This window comes from Paenibacillus sp. FSL R5-0517 (genome assembly GCF_037974355.1).
In the GTDB taxonomy this organism is placed as follows: domain Bacteria; phylum Bacillota; class Bacilli; order Paenibacillales; family Paenibacillaceae; genus Paenibacillus.
Genome location: NZ_CP150235.1, coordinates 1,723,498 through 1,741,219, shown reverse-complemented (window position 1 = coordinate 1,741,219; position 17,722 = coordinate 1,723,498). Strand labels below are relative to the sequence as shown.

General features: G+C 35.5%; 18 protein-coding genes. All 18 read right to left on the bottom strand.

Annotated elements, in window-relative coordinates; translation table 11 throughout:
- Positions 1-326 precede the first annotated feature (326 nt).
- On the bottom strand, positions 327-1,886 hold the full coding sequence (locus MKX40_RS07680) for a hypothetical protein (protein ID WP_339240573.1): 1,560 nt from the start codon (positions 1,884-1,886) through the stop codon (positions 327-329).
- 172 nt (positions 1,887-2,058) lie between these two features.
- Entirely contained in the window at positions 2,059-3,594 is a 1,536-nt protein-coding gene (locus MKX40_RS07675; protein WP_339188914.1) for an RNA-directed DNA polymerase, read from the bottom strand.
- A gap of 139 nt (positions 3,595-3,733) precedes the next feature.
- Entirely contained in the window at positions 3,734-5,017 is a 1,284-nt protein-coding gene (locus tag MKX40_RS07670) for a hypothetical protein (RefSeq protein WP_339240570.1), read from the bottom strand.
- Positions 5,018-5,210: 193 nt separating this feature from the next.
- Complete coding sequence (locus MKX40_RS07665) at positions 5,211-5,639, bottom strand: hypothetical protein (protein WP_339240569.1); 429 nt, start codon at positions 5,637-5,639, stop codon at positions 5,211-5,213.
- A 1,012-nt stretch (positions 5,640-6,651) separates the two neighbouring features.
- Positions 6,652-8,277 carry a serine hydrolase domain-containing protein gene (locus MKX40_RS07660; RefSeq protein ID WP_339240568.1) on the bottom strand — a complete coding sequence of 542 codons (1,626 nt, stop codon included), beginning with the start codon at positions 8,275-8,277 and terminating at the stop codon, positions 6,652-6,654.
- A 279-nt stretch (positions 8,278-8,556) separates the two neighbouring features.
- Positions 8,557-8,931, bottom strand: a complete 375-nt coding sequence (locus MKX40_RS07655; protein WP_339240567.1) for a hypothetical protein — start codon at positions 8,929-8,931, stop codon at positions 8,557-8,559.
- Positions 8,932-9,036: 105 nt separating this feature from the next.
- Complete coding sequence (locus MKX40_RS07650) at positions 9,037-9,672, bottom strand: AAA family ATPase (protein WP_339240566.1); 636 nt, start codon at positions 9,670-9,672, stop codon at positions 9,037-9,039.
- An 88-nt stretch (positions 9,673-9,760) separates the two neighbouring features.
- Complete coding sequence (locus MKX40_RS07645) at positions 9,761-9,991, bottom strand: hypothetical protein (RefSeq protein WP_339240564.1); 231 nt, start codon at positions 9,989-9,991, stop codon at positions 9,761-9,763.
- Positions 9,992-10,086: 95 nt separating this feature from the next.
- The gene (locus MKX40_RS07640; RefSeq protein WP_339240562.1) at positions 10,087-10,536 is read right to left on the bottom strand and encodes a hypothetical protein; all 450 of its coding nucleotides are present in this window, start codon (positions 10,534-10,536) and stop codon (positions 10,087-10,089) included.
- A gap of 13 nt (positions 10,537-10,549) precedes the next feature.
- Positions 10,550-10,990 carry a hypothetical protein gene (locus MKX40_RS07635; protein ID WP_339240559.1) on the bottom strand — a complete coding sequence of 147 codons (441 nt, stop codon included), beginning with the start codon at positions 10,988-10,990 and terminating at the stop codon, positions 10,550-10,552.
- A gap of 37 nt (positions 10,991-11,027) precedes the next feature.
- Complete coding sequence (locus tag MKX40_RS07630) at positions 11,028-11,702, bottom strand: hypothetical protein (RefSeq protein WP_339240558.1); 675 nt, start codon at positions 11,700-11,702, stop codon at positions 11,028-11,030.
- A gap of 392 nt (positions 11,703-12,094) precedes the next feature.
- Positions 12,095-12,424, bottom strand: a complete 330-nt coding sequence (locus MKX40_RS07625; RefSeq protein WP_339240557.1) for a hypothetical protein — start codon at positions 12,422-12,424, stop codon at positions 12,095-12,097.
- A gap of 253 nt (positions 12,425-12,677) precedes the next feature.
- Positions 12,678-12,986 carry a hypothetical protein gene (locus tag MKX40_RS07620; RefSeq protein ID WP_339240555.1) on the bottom strand — a complete coding sequence of 103 codons (309 nt, stop codon included), beginning with the start codon at positions 12,984-12,986 and terminating at the stop codon, positions 12,678-12,680.
- An 83-nt stretch (positions 12,987-13,069) separates the two neighbouring features.
- Entirely contained in the window at positions 13,070-13,480 is a 411-nt protein-coding gene (locus tag MKX40_RS07615; RefSeq protein WP_339240553.1) for a hypothetical protein, read from the bottom strand.
- 134 nt (positions 13,481-13,614) lie between these two features.
- Entirely contained in the window at positions 13,615-14,295 is a 681-nt protein-coding gene (locus MKX40_RS07610) for a hypothetical protein (RefSeq protein ID WP_339240552.1), read from the bottom strand.
- A gap of 115 nt (positions 14,296-14,410) precedes the next feature.
- The gene (locus tag MKX40_RS07605; protein WP_339240550.1) at positions 14,411-14,827 is read right to left on the bottom strand and encodes a hypothetical protein; all 417 of its coding nucleotides are present in this window, start codon (positions 14,825-14,827) and stop codon (positions 14,411-14,413) included.
- 221 nt (positions 14,828-15,048) lie between these two features.
- Complete coding sequence (locus MKX40_RS07600) at positions 15,049-15,654, bottom strand: oxidoreductase (protein ID WP_339240547.1); 606 nt, start codon at positions 15,652-15,654, stop codon at positions 15,049-15,051.
- A 328-nt stretch (positions 15,655-15,982) separates the two neighbouring features.
- Entirely contained in the window at positions 15,983-17,704 is a 1,722-nt protein-coding gene (locus tag MKX40_RS07595; RefSeq protein ID WP_339240546.1) for a helix-turn-helix domain-containing protein, read from the bottom strand.
- Positions 17,705-17,722 lie beyond the last annotated feature (18 nt).

The following is a 17,722-nucleotide window of genomic DNA, read 5'->3' as shown; positions in this document are numbered from 1 at the left end:
GTTAATGCTAGACATGGTCAGTTTAGAACATTCTAATTGTACGAGAAATTATAATCGTTTTAATGCGGATATCGAATAAGTCTATAAAAAAACAGCTACACTAAGGTTAAGTGCAACCGTTTCCCTAAATAGTATCTATCCAAGATGTTTACTTTTTCCAATCTTTATAATTAAGATATCTGACAGTGAAACAAAATTTTGATGACTCGTAAACGTTATTGTATTCACGACCCAGCTTATGCCGGACCCAGGATGAATGTCCGCATCGTGAATATTATGTTATATGACGTCTTTTTTAGTATTAATGAAACACGATTTAGAAATTATCATTTTAATTTCTCAAATACATACTTCAAATCCACTTCATCGTTTTCACAGTTCCATTCTTCTAATTTCTCAATAATACTGCTAGCTAAGTCTTCTTGATATTTAATATACGATATTGTGGTATCTCTATACTTTTCATTAAGATTTACCATAACTGCTCTCTCATTTTCAAAAGATTCATTAAATTTGAATAACTCTACTACAAAGCTTCTAATTAGTTCAGAATAAGAATCTGACAATTCGTTAAATAAGTCCCTACAACTATGAGAATTGTATCCGCTTTTTAATGCTTCTCGCATAATAGCTGAAATTAAATCATACTTAGATTCATTTGAGACTAAGTCAATCCATACTTCTTTATCAATTTGCTTAAATAAAAGTACAGCTTTATTTGCAACATTGAAATCCCAATTATTTATGTTTTTAGTTATAACTTTAATCCAGTGTTCAAACTGAAATCTATCCTTCATAGCTATTATTAATTTGATAAAATCACTGTCTTCATAATGCTCTAAAATAAATTCTTTTCTCATACTTTTCATTATTTTTTCATGAAAAACAACATCAAAATTTTCGTCTTTTATAATATCGTAAATGAAATTGTACTTTACACAATTAATTTTAGGTGCATTTTTAAATCTAGTAAGCGATGCTACTATTGAATTACTATGATTCTCATTTCCCTGTAAACGTGAAGATAATACAATTTTCACCCAACTTTCCCTGTTTGCAACTTCAATAGCATCTAAATTAGCACTCAGTTTGAATATTATCTTTTCTATACTGCTCTCATTTAAATGATTTATTATTTCAATATTTTCATATAACAATTCAAGCAATTCATTTTCATTCTGATCCTTTTCAATTAATGGCGAGATAATACTTTCATATTCATGTGGTAGTTGTTGCAAAGAATAAGCTAAAAAATAAATCAAGTTTTTTTTGTGAGTATTTGTTTTCGGAGCAATGGTAACTTTACATATTAGTTTCAATAATGAACTAAATGCTTTAGGATGAAACTTTATTAATCTTTCTTCTACAATCGCCCTGATTCTAGAAGGTTCTTTAACAGGGAAAAACGACTTTTCTTCAAGTTCTTCTATCAATCCCTTCATATGTCGGAAACCAAATAATACAGGTTTAGATAACAATATATCTATCACTGATGTAAAAACATCTCTAGCTTTTTCTGGCGAACATACAAAACTATTAGGATGAGCACAATCATTTCTCGTGTCCAAGCACCGTATTAATTCTTTAGCTTCATTGCTATTTAACATATCAATTTCAGCTGTAGCACATTGTTCTACTAAATATTTCTCATAAACCTCTAGATCACGTTTTTTCTGTTCTACTTTATCATCAAGTTCTCTACAAGCTAAATCGCTCGATGCCATTGCTTTTACTTTCATATGCAAATCATAGATTGCTGATATCACACTCATGATTACACATGCTTTATAAGAACCTGCATTGTAGCATCTTAGAGCTTCAGACATATGAACTTTAGTTTCTGGGCTCTCTACCTTATTCAACATTTCTTCTATATCACGTAGCACTATTCATTCCTTCTTCCTCATCAATTTATTAAATTTTTAACTTTTAAAAGACTAATCTTTGTAGATTTTAGATGTCAAATAACTTTCTTTGTTCATGAACTCCGAAGAAGTTGTATGCTGAAATCCCTCTACGAACTCTAACAGACCAAAGCTACGTTAGGATCATTTCCATTTAATTAAAGGGGCTAAGATAAAAACGCACATTATTACTTAATGCCTCAGTTAAAAGTCTACTTTGATTTAGCATTTTCTTTAATCCTGTAATCCATTGATTTCTGTTAATTTCGTATATGAGAATCCACTTATCTCCATAGATAGTTTCATTTATCAGTTTAGATTTTAAATCACTCTTACTAATTTTAATTTCATTCTCTCTATTCAAGCCTTTCTTTTGAACATAGTCTAAAGCCATAATTGTAGATAACGGTTCAGCATGGACAATAATATTAACAAGATTCTTCACTTCAATCTCCATATTAAGAGAACCCATTACACAAAGTAGCCATATGGTTTCAAGTTCATGTTTGTAATTAAGGCAACTTGCTAATATGTTGTTTATATTCTGTTGTATTGATCTATCAAAAGTGAAGCTATTGTTTATTATTACATTATGTACATATTCAGCCATATTAGGGAATGATAAAATTATATTAACTAGGTGCGAGAAGACAAGTTTCTTCTCTTTATTTGGAATAGTGTGGCTACTTAAAATTTTCAAACCGTATTTTAGAACACCTTTGTTATTTTGGTGAAGTTCTATCATTTTCTCTATATATTTTAAGTATCCGTCTTTAGAAAAATCATGTTCTTTTAGAATTTTGGTAAAGTCTTGGTTCAACTGATATGGATATTTACTTATTTGTGTCTTTTCAGTATTAATATGCATTTTGTAATCATAAAGTATATTTTGAAATAGAGGGATAAATTCATTGATCTCACTTTCAGTTCTAAAATAGAAGTTGTAATCATCCACATAACGCTTAAAATGGTGCCCTTTCCCACTTAAAATCTCATCAATAGAGGTCAAAATAATTTCCGAAACAATTCGAGAACTCAAAGGACCTGTTGGAATACCTTTAGTTTCATTATTGTTTATAGATCTAACTAACTTGTCAAATTCATCATAACTTGCGTATGTCAAATTTCTTAGTGATGGACTTTTTTTAAGTTCATCTTTTGATTGTTCCTTACCATATAAAGCCCATGTTAGACTATGCGTATAGATGTTCTCATAGCATTTACTTAGATCAATTTTTAAAAGATACTTGTAACCAGCAGAATATATAGTGCGGTCATGATAATTTTTCATAAATCTAGAGAATACTTTGTACCCTCTGATTTGATTAGGTGCAATGATATTAGAGTACGAATGTTGATTTTGGCGAAGCTTATATTCTATAACTCTTCTATGTTTTTCAATAGCTTCGCAAAGCATAAGATACAAATCTATGTGAGGGATAGCTATAATTCTCCTTTCAAGGTCACTCTTGTAACTTGAAATAAATAAACAAGGAGTAGATTCAATTTTCCTAGATTTTAAACTTGTTGAACTCAAATTTATCATTGATGGATTAGCTTTAAGAAAGTCTGCTATTTCAATACTTGTAAATACTTGAGATGGTAGATTATCTGAAAAAAATCCACATTTAATCAAATTATATATTGTTAATCTCATCATAAATCTCCATTCACTTTTAATAGTTTGCATTGTGTTTGATTCTGTTGTATAACGTTCCTGGATTCACGACTCGACGCATGTCGATTGTTCGGCGAATGCCGGGCCAAGGGCGTGTGCCCACAGCGTGAATATTATGTTATATGAAGTATCTATACTTGTAACATACAAGTCACTTTAAAATATGCACCAACGTTTTAAATTTTTCTTTAGTGATACTAAAATCTTCTTTTACATTTCTCTGATAGACAGCTTCTCTATCTAGCTTAATGTCATCTGTGAAATAAATTTCAACGTTACATTCATGCTTTTTAAAGTAGTCATTAGTATTAAAAACAGGTAAAGGTACGAACAAATCTCCTGTTTTATCAAAGAGCACGCCTTTAATCTTAAACAAACTCAGGAGTTGCCTTAAATTAAAATCATTGGTCAAAAAGAACGGGATAAAAAAACGCCCTTCTCCACCGAGCTTAAGAAAATATTCCATGATACGAGGAACTGAAAAATCCCAAGCTATATTTTCTATTTGACGAAATAATTTTTCAGTATTCATGCCTTTGTTGATTTTATTAAGCATATTAACGTTTTTTGAATTCAAAAAATATTGATGCGCTACAACTACTTCTCTCTCATAATAAATTCCTAAATCATCATTGATGAACCTAAATAATTTATCTATTTTTTTAGGAACGCTCACTTTATTCTCGAATTTATGTATTAAAATACCAATGAGTAATAGAGTCATACTTTGATGAAGATTTTTGAATAAGCTCATCATTTCTTTAATTCCATTTGCATTAAATGTACCATTAAAAATTCGGTCAGCAAGAAGAAAGGCCTCTGTTTCACTGATTCCGTAAGAGATAGTTCCGTTATCTATATACTGTTTCTGATCAATACTTTTGAAAAGCTCTAGACTGACTAGATTTTTATATAACTTTGCTCGTTTATCCATTCTGATTGACTCATCTAATTCTTCGTCTAATTTAAAAGAATTTTTATAATTCTCAATCATGTAAAACAAATAATCATAATGGTGACCTCCTCGAATAAGTACATCAATAGATTGAAACACTTCATTATTCATTGTTGACCATCCAGTATTCGTAACGAAATTATCAATATAGCTAGCATAATTAGTATCCAACATGATTGAATAATCCACTTTAAATGTTGTGTCATTGCTTCCATTCATGATCATTTCTTTAATTAAATCATTTTCTACAAAGTACAACTTATCACTTGAAAAATAAGGAATGAAGTGACTGTTTTCAGATTCAATAAGTTTTTTTATTCCAATGGGATAACTACTTTTATGATAGTTGTCTAACGATAAAACTGCTCTAGTATCATCGGAAGTGTTCATACTTGCCCAAGCTTCAAAGAGCTCATTTGGTTCACTTGCTTGCGAAAGATTATATAAACCTTCTCCAAAACTATTGCTTTTTCTATACATAAACTTGCCTCCAAAATAAAGTGATCCCCAAGGATTTCATGGATATTTCATATAACGTTCCTGTATTCATGAACCCCAAAGGGGTTGTCTGCCGAAATGCCTCCTCGAAATCCATCTAGCAGACCAAGGCTCTATCGGAGCCACAGCATGAATATTATCTTATACGAAGCACTTGGCTTCATTGAACTACATTCTAAATCTCAATGACTAAAATTGCTTCTTCTTTATAACCTTCAAGATCATTCAGTCTAATCCATTCAGGTTCATGATCTCTAAATTGATAGAGTCTAATTAGCACATCTTCTCCTTCGATTGTAGAACTTAAAATTAAAATAAAGTCTTTTTCAGGATAGTTCAACTCTAAATTCCCTTTCCAATTCGAAATGAGTTTTATTCCAGTGCTTAAATGCTCTAGATGGTAATGATTTATTGAGGCTTCTAGTTCCGTTCGATCTTGATACATGGTTTCTTCAAAAGAATCTATCTCTCTTAAACTTGAAGCATCAACTAAAATGCAATTATCCCATTCATGAAAAGTAGGGTTAAATAAATTTGAACTGATCGATTCGTTTGATTGAACAAGCTCATTCAATAAATTTCTCATCGCCTTATTTGTCTTCATATTCTTCCCTCTTTTGAAGTGTTTCGTATAAAATCTTATCTATGTACTTCGTAAATACCACACTTCCTGCCTGATATCTGAACTACGTATATGATAACCTATACGGTGATTTTTGCGAAGAAAAATTTGGTGAAAAAGGGAGAATTATAGGGATGCTCAATCCATATGATTCAATTGGCTTTGAATACGATGAATATTTTTCATACTAACATGCGAATATCGCTGAGTTGTTCGTGCACTCGTATGACCGAGTAGCTCCTGGATTTACCATAGATCTTTCCCGTTGTCCAGCAAATGAGTGGCGAAGCGCATGAATACTCACCTTTTTTTTGCAATCCCTGCACGTTGTCCAGCTTATTCGAAAACCTTCTACACCCTAATCGTTTTGCGAATTTATCCTCGTACCTTTAGCACCTGCTGCTACGATTCTTTGATCGATTTTTTTTACTTACTAGCATTTCATTGAAAAATCCACTTACAGATAACGGAAAATATTGATAGAATATACGGATGGTAAAATTGTTTTCACACAGTGATATTGTTAGTAGTACACACATAAGGATGGGGTATATTTGAATAACAAGAAGTTAATATTTAGTGTCTTTACACTTTGTATTCTAATCATATTGGGTTTTCTCAGGTGGGATAATCTTGAATCCAGCGCAGACTTGCATTATAAGTATGATCGATGGGCAGGTCAGAAATGGGTAGAGTTCTATCCGCCGCTAGCTACTTCTTCCAACAGCATGGAGTTTCCACTTATATATAGAGAGGAAATCCATCCGAATGATATAAATAAATATTTAGGAAAACAAGCACTCTCTGGAGAGTTAGTGAACAAGTGGATTGAACGTACAAAGTTAACAGATGGATATATAGGTCTATTGTTATTGAATATTCTAATGGTCATTTACAGTTTCTCCAAAAGCCAAAGAGCATATAAACACAAAGACAGCAGTCCCAGATGAGGAACTCCTGTCTTTCACTCCAATACATCTTCATGAGTGCCCTTCTAAAAGTACAAATCCCATCCTACAATAAAAGCAGCAAATAGGAAAGTCGACACTCCGGTCATGATATATACAACCTTTCGCTTTTTACTGTAACTTATCTTCCACAGTTTGTAGATTAGCAAGACAAGATATGCTAAAGCTAGAATCACATAAATCAGGTTAAAGATGAGATGAATTCGTAATGAAGAATAAGAGGCGTTTAAACTCAATGCTCGCATGGCTAGTACTGTAGTATTCAGTAGGAATGCCAGACCTGCAATATTAATGGCAACATGATATTTATCAAACCCTGTCCCGGGTCTTTCCCATTTTTTCAATCTGTAAAAACATAATCGGATAAAATAGCCAATCACAGCTCTCAAATTGAATACGATGGCTATTGCAAGAGCTATTAAAGAGGCAATGATCCAGATCATCGTTGAGCTTGATACACGTACATAATCATTGTAAGTAAAGGAGACCTTCTCAACGACACCATCTTTCTCAACAACATTGGTGAAGTTACTAAGATCAAATGTGGAATACTTTTTCAGCAAAAGAATCGAATAGAGCTTCGTAAATCCAGAACCGGAACGTCGTGTAGTGAGATAATATCCATCATTTCCAGAGGTTACAGAGCTAGTGCTGTAATTATCCCCAAACAATTTCTGGACAAGACCGAAACAATATACCTCTTCTTCGAACTGGTTGGTCATCACCACTAACCCAAAATTAGATTTGGGGTCAAAGATCAATTTATTCGAAAATCCCAATGTATTTCCACCGTGTTCCAGTGCAGGTGTCCAGTACTCTACCTCAATGAATCCATGTGCGATTCGAGGGATAGAAGTTCCATCATAATACAGACTGGTTGACAGCATTTCGTTCAAGGTGTCTTTGTTCTTGAATAATACATTACCACGATTGATTGGCATTAGGGCTGCTAGGAATTTTGCTGCATCTTCTGCGGTGCCCATGGCACCTCCTGCAGGATATATGTTCATGTATACTTTGGTTTTGGGGATGAGTTCAGCATTAGCAGTATAGCCTTGAATCTGATCCCTTCTCAGCACGAGGTCTGGACGATCTTTATGTGACGGATGAATCGTAGTTTCTTTCATATCCAGGGTTTTAAATATATGTTCATTCACGTATTCGTAAAAAGGTTGTCCGCTCTGCACTTCTACGATGTATGCAGCCATAGCAACACCATAGTTTGAATAAGCAAATACACTCCTCGGTTCATAGATCTGTCTTGGCTCAAATTTTTGCAATGTTTCTCCCAGATCCATAACTTGATTCTCGGATAGATACCATAACTCAAGCATCCTATCCTCCCAACCCGCTTGATGATTCATAAGATCTAATAGCGTAATGGGGGCATCATACTCCAGCTTCTTTAGAAACCCTTTCGGTAGATATTCCTGAATATTAGTATGTAGATCAAGCTTTCCCTGCTCGACAAGCTGCATTACACTCGTCCAGACCAACAGTTTAGTGACGGAACCCCATTCAAAAACAGTAGAGCTGTCCACCTTTCTCTGTTGTTCAATATCTGCATAGCCATAGGCCTTATTAAAAATCGTTTCCCCGTTCTTGATAGCCACAATTGAAACGGCAGCGGTGTTTTTCTCATGCGTAGCCACATAAGAATCGATCGTCTCCTCTAGCGAGGACAACGGAATCCTGGAAGGCGTAGTCTCCACATTCTCTATCTCAGCGTGGGCTGGTAGTGCTACTGCCATAATGATAAATATGAACAGAACACAAGCCATTACTTTGTTTACAGTCTTATATCCACGATTCATCTGCATTAGCTTCTCTCCTTTTATTTTAACTGTAATTACATTCTCTTGTTTTCAAGTATGCGTTTTCAAAAGAGTCCACATGAATCTAAATTATTCTCAAATGCAATTACACTCCATTCAAGAGATAGGTCGCAGAAGTTCACCTTTCCAATTCACGATGTTTATTTCTTTATCTATCAAGAGGCACCAATCAATCATTTCTCCTATCCATTTTGGCGTGATGATCTCATCGCTCCATTTAGGTGTGAGTACTCTTCTGTATCCTATATATTCTTTTGTCCAGCCTTCGAATTCTTCTCCGATGATGACTATAAATGGGGGCTTGTTCTTAATACTGTGTTGTCCCACTTCATAAGTGACGATTAACTTCTTATCCTCAGAAACGATATGTAATTTGATTATTCCTTCATCGTCAATATCCGGTTCAACATACCAATAAAACAATCGATTGGAGTGAACGATTTTACGTTTATATTTTTTTCTTACGCCCATAACTCACCTCGCATATTTCTTTTTCTTTTGATTGCAGCATTTGGTCATTTAACCAAGACACAGTTAGAGTAGCTTTGGGATCTTATATCAAATACCATACGGAGTTTAAAGAGTAGTACTTTTGTAGAAATCAATGACTCTATCAAAGATCTCGATTTTTCGTTTTTTTATGTCTGGCAATGTCTCGCAATGCTTTACAATATGATGTACATTATCTGCTATAGACTCAGCTTTATGAATTCCCACATATCCTGGTACCAGTTCATTAAGATAATGGAAGTATCTCATTTGAGGTTCAATCATGCGTAGGTGTTTATCGAAATTCCTTCTGGATCTTGTCTGATCCATCTCTTTACGCTTGCGCAGTTCATCTTCTTCCGCCCAGAATAGTACATAAGCATCCGGTAATGATATTTCATTCTCCAATAATTTCTTTCTAAAAAAGTTCGCTGTTTCATCTAAAGATAGATGCTCATAACCATATATCCAGCTGTACCAGATCTTAAATACATCGCCATCCAAAATCACATACTCATGTTGTTGATTCTTCTCATATGCTATATGCCATCTTTCAATTTGTCTCTCCAGTAACCACATCATAAGTTCCTTACCTTCAAGTTGAGGAGATTCAAAAAGAAGCCCTGTTTCTGGAACAATATATGCATCATATTGTGTAGCGAACTGCTGACAAGTGGTACTTTTACCTACAGAACTGGCACCTTCGAGACAAATTATCGTCATTGAAATATATTACCTCCAGATATGACTCACTAAATAATTAATCAACCTTCACTGGCTCTTAAGTGATCATGTTGAATTTCATGTTAGACTATGCATTGTAGATTTCTTTGATCTTCAGCCATGTTTCATACCAAAATGTTTTTCGCTTAAGAGGTTTAATCACCTTAATTTGGACTTCTTTTCGTTTCAAATAAACCGTGCCATCCACTTCGATGAGTCTATCGCCATATGCAAATACAATAGCCTTGCATTCTTTGTGATAGTGGTTCTCTCTTGTTTCTGACCACTCCGCTTTATCAATAGAATGCCGTTTTCTCAATTCTTTAAGATCCTCCTTTAAGGACAACTCCACTATTTACAGCAAAAAGGAAGCCCGTCCCACAACATAAACACTTTATCCGATATTAATTAGCCTTAAGATTCGTCAATTCCCACGACTTGTTCAGTTGCTATATTAAATTCTTTAACATTAATGTTTAATTTCATGATTCCTTCTTTATCAAGTCCTTTTGTATCTAATCTAAAAGTACCTGTCAGTGCTTCCGAAGTATTACCATCAACTTTCTCATTTATGTCCAATTTAATGTCTCTATCAATTAATCGATCCTGAATATCCTTACTTAAGATCGGTTCAACTGTTTTTAACATGATTGATTTATTGGTTCTATTCCATAGATTGAAATGATATCTTACGACTGTAATACCTTCATCTTCTTCGCTCCCTCCCAGTCCAACTGTAATTGAGTTTATGTTCAACCCATCCTCAACAATTTCATCCGTCTTCACACTGCTTGAACTACAACCACTTAGGGCTAGTATCATTAAAAGGAATAATAAAATCATTGCATGCTTTTGATTCTTCAATTTGGAAACTCCTTTAGTTTTTTTCTATATTTTTAAGATCCATATTTGCAAGTTCAAGTGCGATCGCTAGTCTAATCTGTGTATATTTCCTAAGTCCTTTTAAATAGCTATTGTCTAGTTGTTTGCTTTCAATTATAGGTTTAATATCGTGGTTGTAGCGATCGATTTCTACTTTTGCAATTGTATCGTTATTAATCAGCAACGAGAAAATGTCTTCCCCTTGTTCAGGTGTCCAAAATAAGATATAGGCAGTTTTCATTTGTGGAAAAAACCTCTTAATAACAGAGAGTAATCCTGATCTTATTTCATCATTAAATAATGACTCATGCGATCCTATTAATTCTCTTTTTATATCTTCTTCAGTTATACTGCTCTTCAATCTTATTAACTTCATAATACCTCGCAAGAATGGCACAGAATCTGTTATCCAATGCTTTGGATTTACTGTTACCATTGTTCTACATTTCAATTTTATATTTTTCCGACATTATTTATTGCCCTTTTACAAACTCACATAGATTATGTTCAAAGTCATCTGAATTACAATATGGTTGAACAGTTGTGCTATTTCGAATCGTATAATCAATAAAATACTGATCGTTTGGATACTCTTTAAAGCTCTTATAATATATGAATACTCTTACTTTATACTTAGCTGAAGGTAAGGCATTAATTACGTTATTTAAATCCTCTGATGTTAGTGTTTCATTCTTCTTTCTTAATTTGATCCAAATATCATGTCCATTACTACTCCAGTAACGTAGAGTTTCAGTCTTGCTTTCGTTAAAATCAAATTCCAATGGTGCTATTGTTTCAACAAAACCTGTTTTTAACTCATTCATATAACTTTCCACATAAGGCTTCGCACGGTGTGTTTGATAAGTACCAATCACATTATCAGCCACATTTACAACTGGCAAAGTCAGCATAGCCGTAACAACTATGATTACAATACTTGGGCCAATATAGGAGTTAGAATTGTAAATGAGTCTACCAAGCAGTAAAAAAACGATTGTTCCTACTATTGCCAAAGCAGCGATCCCGAAAGCGGCAGGCTTATTATCATTACTAATAAAACCACCACCAATATTAAAAATAAAAAATATGAATGAATAAAAACATCCAACGCCGACTCCTACAGCAGATAATAAGTAGATTGACTTCAAAATTTTTTTCAGAATTCCCGCATCCCTGCTATAAATTAATTAATATTTCATCCAAATGAAGAAACATAACGTTTATCTTTCTAGTATGTTTGAGAATATTCTCCTCAGAATACAGTTTTTCTTAAACTTAATTTAGTCAAATTATGGATATTTTCACTGCAGATTATGTATAAATAAATTTATTAATTATCTCTTCATCAGAAAGTTTCATATAAAGCTTCTGTACTCACAACCCAATGTATGCTAAGTGTCGCCATTACTTCGGTTTTGTCTTTCAGGAGTTTCACCTTTTTGAAATAGATGTGTGGATCTCACCTACTCCAACTCTTCTAATACAATTTCACATCATATTTGGTGTTACAAGCCCGAGAACCCTAACTGACCAGTAATTATTATTCTTCTTTCCATTGATATGATTCGTGTAGTTTCCCGGTTTCATAAAAATACTTTAGTACTTCAAGCATGGGCATTAATTCTATGCAAATGTTATCGCAATAATTCCCTAACTGACCACCAATCACTAGAGAAATTTCACTGTTTCCCTGCTTATCGTTCATAAGCGTATATATATGTTCATCCATTGTAATGGACACAACAAAATATTCCGGTCCGCCTCCAACTAAAGCTGAATCTGTGTCTGAAACCTCCAAAAAAACTAATGTAAATTTATCTCCATCGAGTTTCTTCAAAAAACGTAAACTGTCTAGCCATGTAGGATTCATAACGATCTCTTCATTAAATGTGGTCCCGTTCCGTTCATCAATGCTAATAGAGTTTATCATTTTCTCTTTTTATCCTTTTTAGATCATTTTTTTGGTTAAGATTCTCCATCTTAAATGCTTCACTATAGATTTCACACAGCTTGGTTGAGTTATCATGCCACTGAATAGCTTACCATTGATAATTGGGACCTATTCATCCAGATACCGATGTCATCCGCCCTTACCGTGGACATCCTCAATTAATTAACATTTATCACACATATCCATCTTCAGGCTCACCAACATCAAAGCCCAACACTTTTGACGCTTCCAACTTAAATGATTCTATCCAAGAAGTCCAATCCTCGCTATTCATCTGCGCATAAAAGGATAACCCACTAGGCTCAACGGATGCTTCAATGAAGACTTCATCCTCTTCAGTACCAAACCAGTATGGAATTCCACTGTTATAACCCATCCAGCCTGGCATACGCTCATATACTTTAGCAATTTTAGCCCACACCTCATCAGGCAGGTCATATCTTATATTTAGGTTGCAATGATGAGAAATTATGTTGTCCATATCCATTCTCTCCTTCTACCTTAGATGTACATCCAAAAATGCTCTTATTATTATGTAAAATACTTATCTCTCCCACTACTTGATCAAAGTTCTATCTCCTGGTCTTTATACACTTTTTTCGTTATTGTTTTTGTATATTTTAATCTCGTGATTTCAATGAGGTCATTTGGCTGCATCATATTCAAAATATGACTATCTTTGATTAAAATCTTGCTATTACCTCGTCCCAATCCTTTAACTACGATGATATTTTTGTTCAATCTCACATCTACGATTTGTCCAATCGTTATGAACTGCTCTTGTTTCTTGAGATCAAGGTATGTTACAAGGCCGAGTATACAAAAAATAATAAAGCAAAAAGTTGATAATGCAGTTGTCCATACAGGAGGATGATATGCGAAATATCTGGTAGTTAATTGAATTGCAATAATAAAAATAAATAGAACGATGAATAGCAATTGCTTTTTTAATTTCGCTTTAATTTTTTCGTTCATAGCTGCTCCTTATAGATTATATGGTAGATACTGATCAAGCGTAGCGTTCCTGTATTTAGGACCTAGCGACTGCTGGATTCAGTAAAAACATATGGGACGTAATTACGCATAGACTATGTTTAATTTGGATAATATCACCAAACACCTTCTACCTTTAAGATTTCTTTGGTAGGCTGGTCTACAGCTAACCAAGTAGAAATATCCTCTTCTATTTTTCTATTCCACGCTATCAAAAAATGTACTTGGTATATCTCGTGGGAATCCATATGTGCCATAGATATTTCAATGCCTTGATCAGTAGGTAAAACAATACTATACCTCACAGAATCTAAATCTAAAGATTTAGTATTCATATCACATTGCTTTCTTTTCCCCATTATCAGAGGTGCATCTTGGGTTCCTATGTGTAAATGGTATTGTTCATTCTCATATTCTACAGCTTCAAGATTTTCTCCCGTGTCAGCTCCATAAACTTCCCAATTGTAGCCCTCTTTCCACGAAGCAGAAACGCTACACGTAATTATCTGATGATTGGTATTGGGTTTGATTCTAAATACGGCTCCCCAGTATCCCTCAACCTCCTGATGTGAAGCATGACTATGGTTCAGATTACAGAGCACTAACTCGCAATCAAACGAGTCGTAGTAATACTGGTTAAGTGATCCGCCATGTTTGAGCTGAGAACATTGATTAGGAAGATAATATTCGCTGGAGACAACAAGTGAAATTTCAATTGTTCCAAGCGGCGTATATATTGAAGGTTTTACACACATAGCACCTTGGATTAAGGCTTCTTTTCCACGAAAAAGCTTCATTATTCCCCTCCTTATTGTCTTTCACTTCACGTTAAGCATTTCTGACATTCATTCAGCTTCATTGATTGCTGAGTATCACGGGGGCAGCAGCTCTCGCCTGTGTAAGAGTTACCATCTACTCTTGATAATTAAAAAAGTACTTATTATATAGATTGGACTCCATTTCTTTTATTCTAATTCCATTCTCTCCTGCATCTTCTATCCCTCTTATGTAGAAAAGACACTTTAAATTTTCGTCAAAGACAATACATGAAAAATCCCAGTCCTGATACCTAAATTGATTTAATAAATCTTTCTTCGATTTGATATAAGGTATAAAACTTATCTTATTTGAATCATTGATTACTCGTATCATATTATCTAAATTTATTATTTTATTTTTAGATAAGTAGGTATCGATATCTTCTTCATGGTAAATATCTAAAAATAAAATATAATTATCTTCTATTAGTAATCCATCTAGAACCTCGGTGACATTACAATTTAGAATCTTAAAGTATGGAGGTTTTTTGATAATTTTTAATTGTTCCATCCGTTCTCCCCAAAAAGTTTTATCGTGAATCTCACATAACGTTCGTGTATCTACAAACCCTAACTACCTTAAAGAGTGCAGCGACTTGCCGAAACGCGGTAAGATAGTGTAGGGTTACCTGCTGACTCCACTTCTTTGAATAGCCTCAGCAGGCCAAGAAGATAAAGCAACACTGCGTAGATATGTTGTTATTTAGATGTAAATTTCCTTCCACAAACAACTTATAAGTTGTATTTCATTTTAATTCTTTCATATAACTTATATTCCGTATTTCGATTTACAATCTCTCCAATTAACTCTTTCCATTTGTTTTCAATCCACTTAGGATTTTGTTCTTTCAGAATATCCTCGTTAAATTGACTATCAATATACTCCAAATCTTGTTTAAGCACTCCTAGATCCTTAATCAGTTGATTTCTCGATTCATTTTCGAGCGATATCTTATTCGATAAAATGTCGTCTGTGATTTCTACACTTATATACGTATACATATCTCTAAACACATTATAGATTAAATTGGTTGATGATAACTGATCTTCCCTGAAGTCGGAATTCAGAAATACGAATGATTCTTCACCCACTTTCAAAGATACGGCCACATTTCCTAATGCGTGTATGACTGTTTCCTTCGAAGAATTGTCCTCTAAGCTTTTGATCACATTATCTAGATTGTAGATGGATTCTTTTATACCAATTTCGGTTCCATGATTCAGTTTAACCGTGTAATCCACTTCTTGATTGTCTTTGTACGCTTTGAATTGATAGTTGAAGTACATGCTTATGATCAATCCAACCATTAGTATGATTATTGCAATATTTTTTCTCACTGAATTACCTCCTACTAGTGCCTGAACTACGTATATATTAACCCATATTGTTACAATTGCGAAACTAAATTGGAGTATAAGGGAGATTTATTAATTTTCTCAAAACCTCATCCATACAATCTAATGGGCTTTGCATACGCTGAATATATGCAAGGTTGCGTTGAATGCGATTATGCAGTGCAACCTTGCATTATAGTAATAAAACAAATAGGCCGTTCTTCATCCCATAGGGATTCCGACGACCTTCCGATGCTTTTGGAATATATCAACTTTTAAAAGGTGAAAGTACCATCATTCGCTGCAAGCGCCTAGCACCAATAACCACCGCTCACCCCAACAACGCCTGCTCAATCTGATCCACAATGCCATTGATCCCCATCGGCCCATAGCACCCGATCCATGTCGCAGCATCTACGGAATGTATTTGCTGTCGCTCACCTGTATCCAGCATCCCCCACACACGCTGTTCTGTCGCGGATATCCCATCCTGCATAAGCTCATTACTTAGCAAAAAGTAATGACTGGCTTGTACAGCCGGTAATCTATCAACCGAGATATGATAGGCCGTGTCAGCGGTATCGGATACAAATAACGGAACAGGCAGACCCAGATCACGGTATAACACAGCACCTGTACGATGAGCAGCAGAGTGAACCCGAACGAGAGAGTCCAGCGGACGAATCAATGCCACACTTTTACCTGCCAGTACCGGAGCCAGTTCTTCGGACAGCAAAGCAGTACGTCGATGATAATCCGCAAGTATACGCTTTGCTTCTGCCCGCTTGCCTGTCAGTTCACCGAACAGACCCAGGATGGTCTGCCAGCTCTCATTACGCTTGAACATAATCACTGGAGCAATCCGGCTTAACCGTTCATGATGCTGATCATGCACCTCGGTGCAAATAATCAGATCCGGTGACAATTGTTCTAAAGCAAGCAGATCAGGATACTCATACGTTCCGAGTAATTCGGTACCCTGAAGTCCTGCTCGGATATATTGAGGGAAATTGACCACGGCACTTCCCGATCCTACGCTTCCTACTGGAGACAACCCAAGCGCGAGCAAATGATCGGCATATTGAACATCCAGTACGGCGATACGCTGTGGTGATTCAGTAACTTGATATTCACCTCGCATATGGCAGATCACCGGACCTTGGGCCGACTCGTACGAAGAAGCTGTGCGATTCCGCAGTAAGGCTTGAGCATAGTTTTCATCTAGTTCTGAAGCGGCTGCTAGTCGATAACGCAGCGGAGGAACACCATAATATTTCTTAAACGCCCTGCTGAAATAATACATGTCGCGGTAGCCCATTTTGTCAGCAATTTCCCCAATGGAAGCATCCGTATGATGCAGCATTCGAGATGCATTCTCCATCCGCAACTGGATGACGTACTCCATTGGCCCGAGCTGCTTCTCTTGTTTGAATCGTCGCTGCAACTGCCTTACACTGCATCCAGCGAGGGCTGCCAGCTCCTTAAGCTCCAGATTCTGGCGATAATGCGATGATATATAGGACACGACAACATCCACCATGTCGGACTCTCCTCCGCCTTGACCACGTTCATAATCCATGATCAGTTCGTAGATCATCCCCTGGAGCAACGCATTGGCATGAAAACGTTCCAGCCCTTCGCCGCGGCGCCATTTGGCAACGATTTTTTCCGCATTCTGAATCCATTCCGCTTGCGTGACAGGGTTCTGAATAAACGACGTTTGCAGCGGATGTTTGCGATACGAGGGCAACGCATGGGAGGCTCCTTCCAGGGAAGAAGCCTCATACATAATCAAGATATAATAAAGTTCGTCTGATCTGGCCGTCAGCGTAAAGGATGTTCCCTTCGCCACATGACAAGCAAAAGAAGCTCCAATGTGGCAAACTTCACCATTCATTGCAAGCTCCCCTTCCCCGCCTATTGCCAGCAGCAATACATTCGAGGTTAATTCGGTTTCGCTAAGAACACTGCTTGTCTGCAAAGTACCGCTATACCCGTCAAGCATCTTGATCGTCGTATCACTCCATAGACTTGTCTGTTCTTGCAGCGGCATTTCTCTCATCTCCTGACA

Coding starts and splice junctions, on each gene's coding strand:
- MKX40_RS07675 (WP_339188914.1), bottom strand. CDS start 3,594: ATGCAAACTATTAAAAGTGAATGGAGATTTATGATGAGATTAACAATA.
- MKX40_RS07670 (WP_339240570.1), bottom strand. CDS start 5,017: ATGTATAGAAAAAGCAATAGTTTTGGAGAAGGTTTATATAATCTTTCG.
- MKX40_RS07665 (WP_339240569.1), bottom strand. CDS start 5,639: ATGAAGACAAATAAGGCGATGAGAAATTTATTGAATGAGCTTGTTCAA.
- MKX40_RS07655 (WP_339240567.1), bottom strand. CDS start 8,931: ATGGGCGTAAGAAAAAAATATAAACGTAAAATCGTTCACTCCAATCGA.
- MKX40_RS07650 (WP_339240566.1), bottom strand. CDS start 9,672: ATGACGATAATTTGTCTCGAAGGTGCCAGTTCTGTAGGTAAAAGTACC.
- MKX40_RS07635 (WP_339240559.1), bottom strand. CDS start 10,990: ATGGTAACAGTAAATCCAAAGCATTGGATAACAGATTCTGTGCCATTC.
- MKX40_RS07625 (WP_339240557.1), bottom strand. CDS start 12,424: ATGAATCCTACATGGCTAGACAGTTTACGTTTTTTGAAGAAACTCGAT.
- MKX40_RS07620 (WP_339240555.1), bottom strand. CDS start 12,986: ATGGACAACATAATTTCTCATCATTGCAACCTAAATATAAGATATGAC.
- MKX40_RS07615 (WP_339240553.1), bottom strand. CDS start 13,480: ATGAACGAAAAAATTAAAGCGAAATTAAAAAAGCAATTGCTATTCATC.
- MKX40_RS07610 (WP_339240552.1), bottom strand. CDS start 14,295: ATGAAGCTTTTTCGTGGAAAAGAAGCCTTAATCCAAGGTGCTATGTGT.
- MKX40_RS07605 (WP_339240550.1), bottom strand. CDS start 14,827: ATGGAACAATTAAAAATTATCAAAAAACCTCCATACTTTAAGATTCTA.
- MKX40_RS07595 (WP_339240546.1), bottom strand. CDS start 17,704: ATGCCGCTGCAAGAACAGACAAGTCTATGGAGTGATACGACGATCAAG.